12 protein-coding genes are annotated in these 14,127 nt (G+C 69.9%); all 12 read left to right on the forward strand.

The genetic code is table 11. The features are described 5' to 3' along the window. Positions 1–13: 13 nt before the first annotated feature. The 12 genes from V1633_RS22270 to V1633_RS22325 all read left to right on the forward strand — a co-directional run bounded on the left by V1633_RS22270 (position 14) and on the right by V1633_RS22325 (position 14,107). Positions 14–688, forward strand: a complete 675-nt coding sequence (locus tag V1633_RS22270) for a NuoB/complex I 20 kDa subunit family protein (protein WP_331216321.1) — start codon at positions 14–16, stop codon at positions 686–688. Then, positions 685–1,449, forward strand: coding sequence for an NADH-quinone oxidoreductase subunit C (locus tag V1633_RS22275; protein ID WP_331216322.1), 765 nt, complete (start codon positions 685–687; stop codon positions 1,447–1,449). Before V1633_RS22270 ends, V1633_RS22275 begins: the two co-directional genes overlap by 4 nt. Beyond that, positions 1,446–2,792 carry an NADH-quinone oxidoreductase subunit D gene (locus V1633_RS22280; protein WP_331216323.1) on the forward strand — a complete coding sequence of 449 codons (1,347 nt, stop codon included), beginning with the start codon at positions 1,446–1,448 and terminating at the stop codon, positions 2,790–2,792. Before V1633_RS22275 ends, V1633_RS22280 begins: the two co-directional genes overlap by 4 nt. Beyond that, positions 2,792–3,670 carry an NADH-quinone oxidoreductase subunit NuoE gene (nuoE, locus tag V1633_RS22285; protein ID WP_331216324.1) on the forward strand — a complete coding sequence of 293 codons (879 nt, stop codon included), beginning with the start codon at positions 2,792–2,794 and terminating at the stop codon, positions 3,668–3,670. The genes V1633_RS22280 and nuoE overlap by 1 nt, the downstream gene beginning before the upstream one ends. Further along, positions 3,667–4,986 (forward strand): NADH-quinone oxidoreductase subunit NuoF, encoded by a 1,320-nt coding sequence (gene nuoF, locus V1633_RS22290; RefSeq protein ID WP_331216325.1) that lies wholly within the window; start codon positions 3,667–3,669, stop codon positions 4,984–4,986. Before nuoE ends, nuoF begins: the two co-directional genes overlap by 4 nt. Then, complete coding sequence (locus V1633_RS22295; protein ID WP_331216326.1) at positions 4,986–7,481, forward strand: NADH-quinone oxidoreductase subunit G; 2,496 nt, start codon at positions 4,986–4,988, stop codon at positions 7,479–7,481. The genes nuoF and V1633_RS22295 overlap by 1 nt, the downstream gene beginning before the upstream one ends. A 5-nt stretch (positions 7,482–7,486) precedes the next feature. Next, on the forward strand, positions 7,487–8,884 hold the full coding sequence (gene nuoH / locus V1633_RS22300; protein WP_331216376.1) for an NADH-quinone oxidoreductase subunit NuoH: 1,398 nt from the start codon (positions 7,487–7,489) through the stop codon (positions 8,882–8,884). Between the two features lies 1 nt (position 8,885). Next, positions 8,886–9,476 carry an NADH-quinone oxidoreductase subunit NuoI gene (nuoI, locus tag V1633_RS22305; protein ID WP_331216327.1) on the forward strand — a complete coding sequence of 197 codons (591 nt, stop codon included), beginning with the start codon at positions 8,886–8,888 and terminating at the stop codon, positions 9,474–9,476. Further along, positions 9,473–10,240 carry an NADH-quinone oxidoreductase subunit J gene (locus V1633_RS22310; protein WP_331216328.1) on the forward strand — a complete coding sequence of 256 codons (768 nt, stop codon included), beginning with the start codon at positions 9,473–9,475 and terminating at the stop codon, positions 10,238–10,240. Before nuoI ends, V1633_RS22310 begins: the two co-directional genes overlap by 4 nt. Position 10,241: 1 nt before the next feature. Continuing rightward, on the forward strand, positions 10,242–10,559 hold the full coding sequence (gene nuoK / locus V1633_RS22315) for an NADH-quinone oxidoreductase subunit NuoK (RefSeq protein ID WP_331216329.1): 318 nt from the start codon (positions 10,242–10,244) through the stop codon (positions 10,557–10,559). A 13-nt stretch (positions 10,560–10,572) separates the two neighbouring features. After that, the gene (gene nuoL, locus V1633_RS22320) at positions 10,573–12,489 is read left to right on the forward strand and encodes an NADH-quinone oxidoreductase subunit L (protein ID WP_331216330.1); all 1,917 of its coding nucleotides are present in this window, start codon (positions 10,573–10,575) and stop codon (positions 12,487–12,489) included. Positions 12,490–12,571: 82 nt separating this feature from the next. Continuing rightward, entirely contained in the window at positions 12,572–14,107 is a 1,536-nt protein-coding gene (locus V1633_RS22325) for an NADH-quinone oxidoreductase subunit M (RefSeq protein ID WP_331216331.1), read from the forward strand. The last annotated feature ends 20 nt before the right edge of the window (positions 14,108–14,127 follow it).

Below are 14,127 nucleotides of genomic sequence, written 5' to 3' on the forward strand. Positions count from 1 at the left end.
GGGAGGTCGTCAGATGGGTATCGAGGAAAAACTCCCGGCCGGCATCCTGCTGACCTCGGTGGAGAAGCTGGTCAACTGGTCCCGCAAGTCGTCGTTCTGGGGCGCCACCTTCGGGCTGGCCTGCTGCGCCATCGAGATGATGGCGGCCGGCGGCGCCCACTACGACCTCGGCCGGTGGGGCATGGAGGTCTTCCGGGCCTCGCCCCGGCAGGCGGACCTGATGATCGTGGCCGGTCGGGTGAGTCAGAAGATGGCCCCGGTACTGCGCCAGATCTACGACCAGATGGCCGAGCCCCGCTGGGTGATCTCGATGGGCGTCTGCGCCAGCAGCGGCGGCATGTTCAACAACTACGCGATCGTGCAGGGCGTCGACCACATCGTGCCGGTCGACATGTACCTGCCCGGCTGCCCGCCCCGGCCCGAGATGCTGATCGACGCCATCCTCAAGCTGCGCGAGAAGATCGGCCACGAGCCGCTCGGCCCGAACGGCCGCAAGATGCTCGAGGCACGCCAGGCACGCGGTGACGTACCCCTGGTGGCGCCGGGCTCGATGCCCTCGTCGTACCGCAACGACAAGGCCCGCCGGGCCGAGTGGACCCGGGCCGTCGCGGAGGGCCGCGAGGAGCAGCTGCGGATCGAGAACTGGATGAAGGCACAGAACCACCTGGTAGGGGGGTCGGGTCGGTGAGTGACTCCGGTCAGAACGGCGCCACGCCGAATCGGCCCAGCGAGCAGCCGGGCGGCGGCGTGCCGGTGGCTCGGCCGCCGGTCGGCGCGACCAGCGGTGCCCCGGCCGAGTTCCCGCCGGCCACGAAAGCCGGTCAGGGGATGTTCGGCATCCACGGCTCCGGGGACACCTCCGGCTTCGGCGGGCTCGTCCGGCAGCGGGTCGCGGTGGCCGGCAGCCCCCGGCCGTACGGCGGCTACTTCGACGAGGTCCACGACGCGCTGGAGGAGGCGTACCCGGGGTTCGCGGACGCGATCGAGAAGGTCGTGGTCGACCGGGGCGAGCTGACCCTGCACGTACGCCCGGCGCGGATCGCCGAGGTCTGCCAGGTGATGCGGGACGACGCGGCACTCCGGTTCGAGCTCTGCTCCTCGGTCTCCGGTGTGGACTACCTCGGCAGCGACGACCGACGGCTGCACGTCGTCTACCAGCTGACCTCGATGACGTTCCGGCGTCAGGTCCGGCTGGAGGTCGCGGTGTCGGCCGACGCGCCGCACGTACCGAGTGTCACCGCCGTCTACCCGACCGCCGACTGGCAGGAGCGGGAGGCCTACGACATGTTCGGTGTCGTCTTCGACGGCCACCCCAACCTGACCCGGGTCCTGATGCCGGACGACTGGGAGGGGCACCCCCAGCGCAAGGACTACCCGCTCGGCGGCGTCCCGGTCGAGTACAAGGGCGCCCAGATCCCACCGCCGGACCAGCGGAGGTCGTACCAGTGAGCACGACGAACCCGAGCACGAGCACCCCGAGCTACGCCGAGTCCCGGGAGACCACCGAGGGGCGGGTCTTCACCGTCACCGGTGGCGACTGGGACCAGGTGGTCAGCGGGCACGACCCGATCAACGACGAGCGGCTCATCGTCAACATGGGTCCGCAGCACCCGTCGACGCACGGCGTGCTCCGGCTGATCCTCGAGCTGGAGGGCGAGACCGTCCGCGAGGCGCGGGCGGTGGTCGGCTACCTGCACACCGGGATCGAGAAGAACCTCGAGTACCGCAACTGGGTGCAGGGCAGCACCTTCGTCACCCGGATGGACTACCTGTCGCCGCTGTTCAACGAGACGGCGTACGCGCTGGCGGTGGAGAAGCTGCTCGGCATCACCGACGAGGTGACCGAGCGGGCCACCACCATCCGGGTGCTGATGATGGAGCTCAACCGGATCTCGTCGCACCTGGTCTGGATCGCCACCACGGCGATGGAGCTGGGCGCGGTCAACGTGATGCTCTACGGCTTCCGGGAGCGCGAGTACGTCCTGGAGATCTTCGAGCTGATCACCGGCCTGCGGATGAACATGGCGTACATCCGGCCGGGCGGCGTCGCGCAGGACGTGCCGGACGAGGCGATCATCAAGATCCGCGAGTTCCTCAAGCTGCTGCCGAAGAAGCTCAAGGAATACGAGGACATGCTCTCCGGCCAGCCGATCTGGCTGGAGCGGACGCAGAACGTGGCGGTGCTGGACGTGACCGGCTGCCTGGCGCTCGGCGTCACCGGCCCGGTGCTGCGTTCCGCCGGGCTCCCCTGGGACATCCGCAAGACCATGCCGTACTGCGGCTACGAGAACTACGAGTTCGACGTGCCGACCACCGAGTCCGGTGACGTCTGGGGCCGCTACCTGGTCCGGATGGCCGAGATGCGGGAGTCGCTGAAGATCGTCGAGCAGGCGCTGGACCGGCTCCGCCCCGGCCCGATCATGGTCGCCGACAAGAAGATCTCCTGGCCGGCGCAGCTCGCCATCGGCGTCGACGGGATGGGCAACTCGCTGGAGCACGTGGCCAAGATCATGGGTCAGTCGATGGAGTCGCTGATCCACCACTTCAAGCTGGTCACCGAGGGCTTCCGGGTGCCGCCGGGCCAGGTCTACGTCGGCATCGAGTCGCCTCGCGGCGAACTGGGCGTGCACGCCGTCTCCGACGGGGGCACCCGGCCGTACCGGGTGCACTACCGCGAGCCCAGCTTCGTCAACCTGCAGGCGCTGCCGGCGATGGCCGAGGGCGGCCTGATCGCCGACGTGATCGCGGGCGGCGCGTCGCTGGACCCGGTGATGGGTGGGTGTGATCGCTAATGACCGAGACTCAGCTCAACGGCGCCTCGGCGTCCGGACCCGGCAACGTCCCCGGGCCGCGGAGCAGCCTGGACCGCGCGGAGAACCTCGTCGAGAAACTGTCGGAACGGGCGAAGGAGATCATCGCCCGTTATCCGGCCGACCGGTCCCGCTCGGCGCTGCTGCCGCTGCTGCACCTGGTCCAGTCCGAGGAGGGGTACGTCTCCCCGGCCGGCGTCGAGTTCTGCGCCCAGGTCCTCGGCCTGAACAAGGCCCAGGTCGGCGCGGTGGCCAGCTTCTACACCATGTACAAGCGCCGGCCGACCGGTGACTGGCTGGTCAGCGTCTGCACCAACACGATGTGCAACGTGCTCGGCGGCCAGCAGGTCTACGACACGCTCAGCGAGCACCTCGGCGTCGGGCACGACGAGACCACCCCGGACGGCAAGGTCACCCTGGAGCACGCCGAGTGCCTGGCGGCGTGCGACTACGGCCCGGTCCTGACGGTCAACTACGACTTCTTCGACCAGGTCGACCCGGACACCGCGGTCGCACTGGTCAACGAGCTGCGGGCCGGTGGCCGGCCGCAGCCCGCACGGGGCGGCCGGCTCTGCACCCTCAAGGAGATGTCGCTGCAGCTCGCCGGGTTCGCCGACCCGCGACCGGAAGCGGTGGCCGACGGTGTGGCCGGGGACCCGACACTGCGCGGGCTGCGCCTGGCGCAGCAGCACGGCATCTCGGTGGCCGGCTTCGACCCGAACACCCCGATCAAGGCACCGACCGGCGGCGCGCCCGCGGCCGAGGCGGCCGGCGCCGGGACCAGCAAGCCGGCCAGCGACCGCAAGCCCGCCGGTGACGCCCCGCAGCCCCAGGAGCAGGCGCTCAAGGAGGCCAAATGAGCAGCACGCCGCGCCGGGAGACGCTGGAGAAGCTGACCCCGGTCCTGACCAAGCGCTGGCTGTCGCCGGACGCCTGGCAGCTCGACGTCTACGAGCGGCTCGACGGCTACGCCGCGCTGCGCAAGGCGCTCGCCGCGCACCCGGACGACCTGATCCAGCTGGTCAAGGACTCCGGCCTGCGCGGCCGGGGTGGTGCCGGCTTCCCGACCGGTCTGAAGTGGGGCTTCATCCCGCAGGGTGACGGCAAGCCGCACTACCTGGTGGTCAACGCCGACGAGGGCGAGCCGGGCACCTGCAAGGACCTGCCGCTGATGACCCACGACCCGCACTCCTTGGTCGAGGGGGTCATCATCGCGTCGTACGCGATCCGGGCCAACCGTGCCTACATCTACATCCGGGGCGAGGCGGTGCACGCCGCCCGCCGGCTGCGCAGCGCCGTGAACGAGGCGTACGCCAAGGGCTACCTCGGCCGGAACATCCTCGGCTCTGGGTTCGACCTGGAACTGGTGGTGCACAGCGGCGCCGGGGCGTACATCTGCGGCGAGGAGACCGCGCTGCTGGACTCGCTGGAGGGCTTCCGGGGCCAGCCCCGGCTGCGTCCGCCGTTCCCGGCGGTGGCCGGCCTGTACGCCTCCCCGACGGTGGTCAACAACGTCGGGACGATCGCCAGCGTGCCGTACATCGTGCTCGGTGGCGCGGCCTGGTGGAAGACCATGGGTACGGAGAAGTCCTCCGGGCCAATGATCTACTCGCTCTCCGGCCGGATCAACAACCCGGGCCAGTTCGAGTGCGGCCTCGGCATCACCCTGCGCGAGCTGATCGAGCTGGCCGGCGGCATGCAGCCCGGCCACAACCTGCGGTTCTGGACCCCGGGTGGCTCGTCCACCCCGCTGCTGACCGCGGAGCACCTCGACGTACCGCTGGACTTCGAGGGGGTGGCGGCGGCGGGGTCGATCCTCGGCACCACCGCGACCCAGATCTTCTCCGACCAGGACTGCCCGGTCTACGCCACCTACCGGTGGCTGGAGTTCTACCACCACGAGTCGTGCGGCAAGTGCACGCCGTGCCGGGAGGGCAACTACTGGATGGTCCGCACCTACCGGCGGATCCTGGCCGGCCAGGGCACCCACCAGGACCTGGACACCCTGCTGGACACCTGCGACAACATCCTCGGCCGCTCGTTCTGCGGTCTCGGTGACGGCGCGACCAGCCCGGTGACCTCCTCGTTGCAGTACTTCAAGCAGGACTACCTCGACTACATCGAGGGCCGGACGGCGCCGAAGCTGTCGGACAAGCAGCTCGTAGGAGCCCACTAATGACTGATGTCGCGAAGAAGGCCGACACCGTCACGCTCACCATCGACGGCATCGAGGTCACCGCGCCGAAGGGTGCGCTGCTGATCCGGGTCGCCGAGCAGCTGGGCATCGAGATCCCGCGGTTCTGCGACCACCCGCTGCTCGCGCCGGCCGGCGCCTGCCGGCAGTGTCTGGTCGAGGTGGAGGGACAGCGCAAGCCGGTCGCCTCCTGCACTCAGACGGTCGCCGAGGGCATGGTGGTCCGAACCCAGCTCAGCTCCCCGGTCGCCAAGAAGGCGCAGCAGGGGATCATGGAGCTGCTGCTGATCAACCACCCGCTCGACTGCCCGATGTGCGACAAGGGCGGCGAGTGCCCGCTGCAGAACCAGGCGATGTCGACCGGCCGGACCGACAGCCGGTTCCAGGAACAGAAGCGGGAGTACCCGAAGCCACTGCCGATCTCCACCCAGGTGCTGCTGGACCGGGAACGCTGCGTGCTCTGCCAGCGCTGCACCCGGTTCTCCGAGGAGATCGCCGGCGACAAGTTCATCGACCTGATGAACCGGTCGAGCGCCGAGGAGATCAACGTCTACCGGGACGAGGTCTACGGCGGCGAGGAGGGCGACGAGGGCGACGTCCCGTTCAACTCCTACTTCTCCGGCAACACGGTGCAGATCTGCCCGGTCGGCGCGCTGACCGGCGCCCAGTACCGGTTCCGGGCCCGCCCGTTCGACCTGGTCTCCACCCCGAGCGTCTGCGAGCACTGCTCGGCCGGCTGCGCCCAGCGCACCGACCACCGGCGCGGCAAGGTGATGCGCCGGCTGGCCGGCGACGACCCGGCGGTGAACGAGGAGTGGAACTGCGACAAGGGCCGCTGGGGCTTCCGGTACGCCACCGCGAACGAGCGGATCACCACTCCGCTGCTGCGGGACGCCAAGACCGGTGAGCTGCGCGAGGCGTCCTGGAGCGAGGCGCTGGTGCACACTGCCGAGCGGCTGCGGGAGGCCCGGGACGCGGGCAGCGGCGTCGGCGTCCTGACCGGCGGCCGGCTCACCGTCGAGGACGCGTACGCGTACGCCAAGTTCGCCCGGGTGGCGCTGCACAGCAACGACGTCGACTTCCGGGCCCGGCCGGTCTCCGCCGAGGAGGCCCAGTTCCTGGCCAGTACGGTCGCCGGCAGCACCGACGTCAGCTACGCCGACGTGGAGAACGCTCCGGTCGTGGTGATCGCCGGGCTGGAGCCGGAGGAGGAGTGCCCGATCCTCTTCCTGCGGCTGCGCAAGGCACACAGCAAGGGCAGCCTCAGGGTCGTGGCGCTGGCGCCGTTCGCCAGCCGGGGCCTGGTCAAGCTCGGCGCGACCGTGCTGACCGCGGTTCCCGGCGACGAGGCCCGGCTGCTGGCCGAGGACCCGACGGTCGCCGAGGCGCTGCGCCAGCCGGGTGCGGTGCTGCTGGTCGGCGAGCGGCTCGGGACCGTACCCGGTGGGCTCTCCGCCGCCGCCGAACTGGCCGAGACCACCGGGGCCAGGCTGGCCTGGGTGCCCCGGCGGGCCGGCGACCGCGGCGCGGTCGACGCGGGCCTGCTGCCGAACCTGCTCCCCGGCGGCCGGCCGGTGACCGACCCGGCGGCGCGGGGCGAGCTGGCCGAGTTCTGGGACCTGGCGGCCGGGGTCATCCCGAGCGCGCCGGGCCGGGACACCGACGGCATCCTCGCCGCCGCCGCGTCCGGCGGACTCGGCGCGCTGGTGGTGGCCGGGGTCGACCCGGCCGACCTGGCCGACCCGAGGCTGGCCGACGAGGCGCTGGAGAACGTTCCGTTCCTGGTCAGCCTGGAGCTGCGGCACAGCGCGGTCACCCGCCGCGCCGACGTGGTCTTCCCGGTCGCCCCGGTGGTGGAGAAGCCCGGCAGCTTCCTGGACTGGGAAGGCCGGCTGCGCACCTTCGAGGCGGTACTCAACACGACGGCGATGACCGACGCCCGGGTACTGGACGCGATCGCCGCCCAGCTCGACGTACGGCTCGGCACCGGTGACGTGAACAGCATCCGCCGCGAGCTCGGCGCGCTGCCGACGACCCGGGCCTCCCGGACCGCCGCCCCGGCGGTGGCACCGGCCGAGCCGGTCCGGCCCGGTGCCGGCGAGGCGGTCCTGGCCACCTGGCACCAGCTGATCGACAACGGCACCCTGACCGAGGGCGACCCGCACCTCGGCGGCACGGCCCGGCCGCCGCTGGTCCGGCTCGGCAAGGGCACCGCGGAGGCGCTCGGCGTCGCCGACGGCGAGGCGGTCACGGTCGGTACCGACCGCGGCGCGATCACCCTGCCGGCGGCGATCACCGAGATGCCGGACGGCGTGGTCTGGCTGCCCACCAACTCGCCCGGCGCGACCGTACGGCGCAGCCTCGGGGTGACCTCCGGCGCGATCGTCCGGCTGACCGCCGGTGCCGCCGGACCGGTCGCCGCCGACGCGGCCGGCGCGCCGGGGCCGCTGCTGAACAGCGCTGGGGGTGCGCGATGAGGAGTCTGACGTATCTCGCCCAGGATCCGACACTGCAGGACTTCGGCAGGGATCCGTGGTGGCTCGTCCTGATCAAGATTGTCGGGGCGTTTGTCTTCGCCGTCCTGGCGACCCTGCTCGGTGTCTGGTTCGAGCGCCGCGTGGTGGCCCGGATGGCCCAGCGCCCCGGTCTGAACCAGATCGGCCCGTTCGGTCTGCTGCAGACCCTCGCCGACGGTCTCAAGATGGCCTTCAAGGAGGACATCCTGCCGAAGGCGGCGGACAAGGTCGTCTACTTCTTCGCCCCGACCATCTCGGTGATCAGCGCGGTCACCGCGCTGTCGGTGGTGCCGTTCGGCCCGATGGTGAGCATCTTCGGCGAGCGGACCCCGCTGCAGGTCACCGACGTCTCGGTGGCGGTGCTGGTGCTGCTGGCCTGCTCCTCGATGGGCGTCTACGGCATCGTGCTCGGCGGGTGGGCGTCCGGCTCGACGTACCCGCTGCTCGGCGGTCTCCGGTCGAGCGCGCAGATGATCTCGTACGAGGTGGCGATGGGGCTCTCCATCGTCGCGGTCTTCATGACCGCCGGCACGATGTCGACCAGCGGGATCGTCGCCGCCCAGGGGGACGGCACCCGGCTGAACATCGCCGGCGTGGACCTGCCGGCCCCCGGCTGGTACGCGATCCTGCTGCTGCCGAGCTTCATCATCTTCTTCATCTCCACCGTCGGTGAGACCAACCGGGCGCCGTTCGACCTGCCCGAGGCGGAGTCGGAGCTGGTCGCGGGCTTCATGACCGAGTACAGCTCGCTGAAGTTCGCGCTCTTCATGCTCTCCGAGTACGTCGCCATGGTGACCATGTCCGCGGTCACCACGACGCTCTTCCTCGGCGGCTGGCGGGCGCCGTGGCCGATCACCCTCTGGGAGGGGGCGAACTCCGGCTGGTGGCCGCTGCTCTGGTTCATGGGCAAGGTCATCGCGCTGGTCTTCGTCTTCATCTGGCTGCGCGGCACGCTGCCCCGGCTCCGGTACGACCAGTTCATGCGGCTCGGCTGGAAGGTGCTGCTGCCGATCAACCTGGTCTGGATCCTGGTGCTGGCCGGCATCCGCACCCTGCAGAAGGAAGATTTCGGTACCACCACCAAGGCCCTGATCACCGCTGGCCTGGTGCTGACCGTACTGCTGATCTCGCTGCTCTGGCCGAGCAAGCAGCAGCCTCCGAAGCGGACGTTGCAGGAGCAGGCGGACCGGCGACCGGCGGGCAGCTTCCCGCTGCCACCGATGGATCTCCAGGTGCCGCCGAGCCCGCGGATGAAGCGGGCGGTCGCCGAGCGCGAACCGGCCAACCTCGGGACCGGCGAGCCGGCCGCCGTCGGCGCCGGACAGGGCGGGGCCGCTACCGGCCTCGACGAGAAGGAGGTGTGACGTGGGCGCGATCACCGGAACGTTCAAGGGGTTCGGGGTCACCTTCTCGCACATGTTCAAGAAGGTCGTCACCACCGACTACCCGTTCAAGCCGCCGGTTTCGGCGCCGCGCTACCACGGGCGGCACATCCTCAACCGGCACCCGGACGGGCTGGAGAAGTGCATCGGCTGTGAGCTGTGCGCCTGGGCCTGCCCGGCGGACGCGATCTACGTCGAGGGTGGCGACAACACCGAGCAGCAGCGGTTCTCCCCGGGCGAGCGGTACGCCAGCACGTACCAGATCAACTACGCCCGGTGCATCTTCTGCGGGCTCTGCATCGAGGCCTGCCCGACCCGTTCGCTCACCATGAGCAACGAGTACGAGCTGGCCCGGGACACCCGGCAGGACCTGATCTTCACCAAGGAGCAGCTGCTGGCGCCGCTGCTGCCGGGGATGGAGCAGCCGCCGCACCCGATGCGACTCGGTGACACCGAGAAGGACTACTACGTCGGCGCGTTGACCAACCCGGGCACCTCGGCCGGAGCCGAGCGGGCGCCCTGGTCCGAGACGGGCACGCTGGACGGCTCCGGTACGACGGGAGAGAGGCCATGAACACCTCGGTGCTCGCGGCGGCCGGCGGGGTGACCGGCGGGGAACAGGTGACGTTCTGGATCCTCGCCCCGCTGGCCCTGCTCGGCGCGCTCGGCATGGTGTGGGCGCGCAACGCGGTGCACTCGGCGCTCTGGCTGGTGCTGACGATGCTCTGCCTCGGTGTCTTCTACGTGCTCCAGGCCGGGCCGTTCATCGGCATGGTGCAGATCATCGTCTACACCGGCGCGATCATGATGCTCTTCCTGTTCGTGCTGATGCTGGTCGGTCGGGACGCCTCGGACTCGCTGATCGAGACGCTGCGCGGGCAGCGGATCGCGGCGATCGTTCTCGGCCTCGGCTTCGGCATCCTGGTCGCCACCGGACTGTGGCGGGCGCTCGGCCAGGTGGACGCGGCCGGCCTGGAGCAGGCGAACACCGGCGGCAACGTGCAGGGGATCGCGACGCTGCTCTTCACCAAGTACGTCTTCGCGTTCGAGATCACCTCCGCGCTGCTGATCACGGCGGCGGTCGGTGCGATGGTGCTGGCCCACGTCGAGCGGCGCCGCCAGGACCGGATGGACCAGGTGGCGACGATGAAGGCCCGGTTCCGGCCCGGCAACTACCCCGGCCCGAAGCCCGGCCCCGGCGTCTACGCCACCTCGTCCTCGGTCGCCACCCCGGCCCGGCTGCCCGACGGCGCGGTGACCGACCGGAGCGTTCCGCAGATCCTGCCGCAGCGCGAGCTGGCCGACGAGGAGATCGCGCTGAAGGGGACGGAGAAATAACATGTCGGACTTCTTCTCGGTTTCGCCGACCCACTACCTGATCCTCTCCGTGGTGCTGTTCACCATCGGCGCGGGCGGGGTGCTGGTCCGGCGGAACGCGATCGTCCTCTTCATGTGCATCGAACTGATGCTGAACGCGGCCAACCTGGCGCTGGTCACGTTCAGCCGGATCAACGGCGACCTGAACGGTCAGATCATGGCGTTCTTCGTCATGGTGGTGGCCGCCGCCGAGGTCGTGGTCGGACTGGCCATCATCATGACGATCTTCCGGACTCGGCGCTCGGCGAGCGTCGACGACGCCAACCTGTTGAAGTACTAAGAGGGGCCCACCAGTGGAACATACTGTGGAGTACGCCCAGGCCACGGGGTTGCTGGGCAGCGTGTGGCTGCTGGTGGCGATCCCGCTGGTCAGCGCGGCGATCCTCCTGCTGCTCGGCCGGCGGGCGGACAAGTGGGGGCACTGGCTCGGCGTCGCCAGCGTCGGCGTCGCCTTCGTGCTCGGCCTGACCTACTTCTTCCAGCTGCGCGGCCTGGAGAACCGCTCGGTCGAGCGCAGCCTCTGGGAGTTCATCACGGTCGGCAACCTGCACGTCGACTTCGGCCTGCTCTTCGACCCGCTGGCCGCGGTCTTCGTCCTGCTGATCACCGGTGTGGGCTTCCTGATCCACCTGTACGCGGTCGAGTACATGCGCCACGACGCCGGCCGGCGGCGGTTCTTCGGGTTCTTCAACCTGTTCGTCGCCGCGATGCTGCTGCTGGTGCTCGGCAACAACTACGTGATGCTCTACGTCGGCTGGGAGGGCGTCGGTGTCGCGTCGTACCTGCTGATCTCGTTCTGGCAGGACCGGCCCAGCGCGGCCACCGCCGGCAAGAAGGCGTTCCTGATGAACCGGGTCGGTGACGCCGGCCTGGCCATCGCCATCTTCATCATGTTCGCCACCCTGGGCAGCACCCAGTACGCCGACGTCTTCAACGGCGCGGGCGCACTGGCCGGGAGCACCGTACTGGTGATGGGCCTGCTGCTGCTGCTCGGCGCGGCCGGCAAGTCCGGCCAGTTCCCGCTCCAGGCCTGGCTGCCGGACGCGATGGAGGGCCCGACCCCGGTCTCCGCGCTGATCCACGCCGCCACGATGGTGACCGCCGGCGTCTACCTGATCGCCCGGTCCAACCCGATCTTCTCGCTCGACCCGACGCTGCAGACCGTGGTGGTCAGCGTCGGTGCCCTCACCCTGTTGATGGGCTGCATCATCGGCGCCGCCAAGGACGACATCAAGCGGGTCCTGGCCTGGTCGACGGTGAGCCAGATCGGCTACATGTTCCTCGGCGTCGGGCTCGGCGGCGGGGCGTACGCGCTGGCCATCATCCACCTGCTGGCGCACGGCTTCTTCAAGGCCAACATGTTCCTCGGCGCCGGTTCGGTGATGCACGGCATGAACGACCAGGTCGACATCCGCCGCTTCGGCGGGCTGGCGAAGTACATGAAGATCACCTGGGTCACCTTCGGCCTCGGCTGGCTGGCGATCATTGGCATGTTCCCGTTCTCCGGCTACTTCACCAAGGAGCCGATCATCGTCGAGGCGTTCGCCCGCGAGGGCTGGACCGCCTGGCTGTACGGCGGTGCAGCGCTGCTCGGTGCCGGACTGACCGCGTTCTACATGACCCGGCTCTTCGTGCTCACCTTCCACGGCCCGAAGCGGTGGACCGAGGACATCCACCACCCGCACGAGTCGCCGCTGCTGATGACCGTGCCGCTGATCCTGCTCGGTCTCGGCTCGGTGGTCGCGGGCTTCCTGATGAAGTCGCCGGTCGCCCAGTGGCTGACGCCGGTGCTCGGGCACGGCGAGCACCACGAGCCGGTGCTCTCGCACACCGTGATCACCGTGCTCTCGCTCGGCCTGACCGTGCTCGGTGCCGGACTGGCCTGGGCGCTGTTCCGCAAGGGCACCGCCCCGCAGGAGCAGCCGGCCGGCGTGCTGGTGACCGCGGCCCGGCGCAACCTGTACACCGACGCGTTCAACGTCGCGGTCTTCGAGAAGCCGGGCATCTTCCTCACCCGGGCGCTGGTCTTCCTCGACAACCGGGGCGTCGACGGGCTGGTCAACGGACTCGCCGCCGCGGTCGGTGGCGGCTCCGGCCGACTGCGCCGGCTGCAGACCGGCTTCGTCCGGTCGTACGCGACGTCCATTCTGACCGGCGCCCTGCTGGTGGTTGCGGCGTTCCTGGCCGTGCAGGCGGGGTGGTTCGCGTGACCCACCTGAACCGACCGGCCGCGCCGATCCAGCCGGCCGGGCTCATCCGGCCGGGCACTGACGACGGAGGTAAGGCCGCATAATGTCCGACTTCCCCTTCCTCTCGGTGCTCACCGTCGCACCGCTGGTCGGCGGTCTGCTGGTGGTGTTCCTGCCCGCCAGCAGGGGTGAACTGGCCAAGCGCATCGCGCTCGGCTGGTCGCTCGCCGTCCTGGTGCTGGCGGTCTTCATGTGGATCGCGTTCGACGCCAGCGGCGACCGAATGCAGCTGCGCGAGTCGTACTCGTGGATTCCGCGCTGGGGGGTGAATTTCACCTTCGCCGCGGACGGCATCGCCCTGGTGATGCTGGCGCTGATCGCGCTGCTCGTACCGCTGGTGATCCTGGCCTCCTGGCACGACGCGGACAACCTGAAGCGGTCGGTTCCGGTCTACTTCGCGCTGCTGCTCTTCCTCGAAGCCACGATGATCGGCGTCTTCGCCGCCGCCGACGTCTTCCTGTTCTACGTGTTCTTCGAGGTCATGCTGGTGCCGATGTACTTCCTCATCGGCAGTTACGGCGGCCACCAGCGCCAGTACGCCGCGGTGAAGTTCTTCCTCTACTCGCTGGTCGGCGGTCTGTTCATGCTGGCCGCGGTGATCGGCCTCTGGGTCGTCGGTGGCAAGACCTTCGACTGGCAGGCGCTGACCCAGATCGACATCTCCACCGGCACCGAACGCTGGCTGTTCCTCGGCTTCTTCATCGCGTTCGCGATCAAGGCACCGTTCTTCCCGTTCCACACCTGGCTGCCGGACGCCGGTGGCGCCGCCCCGGCCGGTTCCGCCGCGCTGCTGGTCGGCGTGATGGACAAGGTGGGCACGTTCGGCATCCTGCGGTACTGCCTGCCGCTGTTCCCCGAGGCGTCGAAGTGGTTCGCCCCGTGGGCGATCGCGCTGGCACTGGTCGGGATCATCTACGCGGCGCTGCTCGCCGTCGGGCAGAACGACCTGAAGCGGCTCGTGTCGTACACCTCGATCGCGCACTTCGGCTTCATCGGGATCGGCATCTTCGCCTTCACCAGCCAGGCCGGCACCGGCGCGGTGCTCTACATGGTGAACCACGGTCTCGCCACCGGCCTGCTCTTCCTGGTGGTCGGCATGCTGGTCGCCCGGCGCGGCTCCGCGCTGATCAGCGACTTCGGTGGCGCCGGCAAGCTCGTCCCGGTACTGGCCGGGGTGCTCTTCTTCGCCGGTCTCGCCTCGCTGGCCCTGCCCGGCACGGCACCGTTCATCTCCGAGTTCCTGGTGCTGATCGGTACGTACACGGTGAACAAGCCGGTCGCGATCATCGCCACCGCCGGCATCATCCTGGCCGCCGCGTATGTGCTGTGGATGGTGCAGCGCACCACCCAGGGCACCCTCAACCCGGCGCTGACCGGCGTCGAGGGGATGCGCCGGGACCTGTCGGTACGGGAGAAGGTCGTGGTCGCCCCGCTGATCGCGCTCCTGCTGGTCCTCGGCTTCTACCCGAAGCCGGTCACCGACGTCATCAACCCCGCCGTCCAGGCCACCATGGAGCAGGACCTCAACACCCAGGATCCGGCTCCGACCGTGGGCACCGTCCAGGAGGCACACCGGTGAGCCGCCTCCTCACGTCGGGC

Source organism: Plantactinospora sonchi (assembly GCF_036422035.1).
Taxonomy (GTDB): Bacteria; Actinomycetota; Actinomycetes; order Mycobacteriales; family Micromonosporaceae; genus Plantactinospora; species Plantactinospora sonchi.

Bases quoted from the DNA above. Each gene is read 5' to 3' on its own strand.
- nuoK (WP_331216329.1), top strand. From the start codon at position 10,242: ATGTCGGACTTCTTCTCGGTTTCGCCGACCCACTACCTGATCCTCTCC.
- V1633_RS22295 (WP_331216326.1), top strand. From the start codon at position 4,986: ATGACTGATGTCGCGAAGAAGGCCGACACCGTCACGCTCACCATCGAC.
- V1633_RS22310 (WP_331216328.1), top strand. From the start codon at position 9,473: ATGAACACCTCGGTGCTCGCGGCGGCCGGCGGGGTGACCGGCGGGGAA.
- nuoF (WP_331216325.1), top strand. From the start codon at position 3,667: ATGAGCAGCACGCCGCGCCGGGAGACGCTGGAGAAGCTGACCCCGGTC.
- V1633_RS22270 (WP_331216321.1), top strand. From the start codon at position 14: ATGGGTATCGAGGAAAAACTCCCGGCCGGCATCCTGCTGACCTCGGTG.
- V1633_RS22325 (WP_331216331.1), top strand. From the start codon at position 12,572: ATGTCCGACTTCCCCTTCCTCTCGGTGCTCACCGTCGCACCGCTGGTC.
- nuoE (WP_331216324.1), top strand. From the start codon at position 2,792: ATGACCGAGACTCAGCTCAACGGCGCCTCGGCGTCCGGACCCGGCAAC.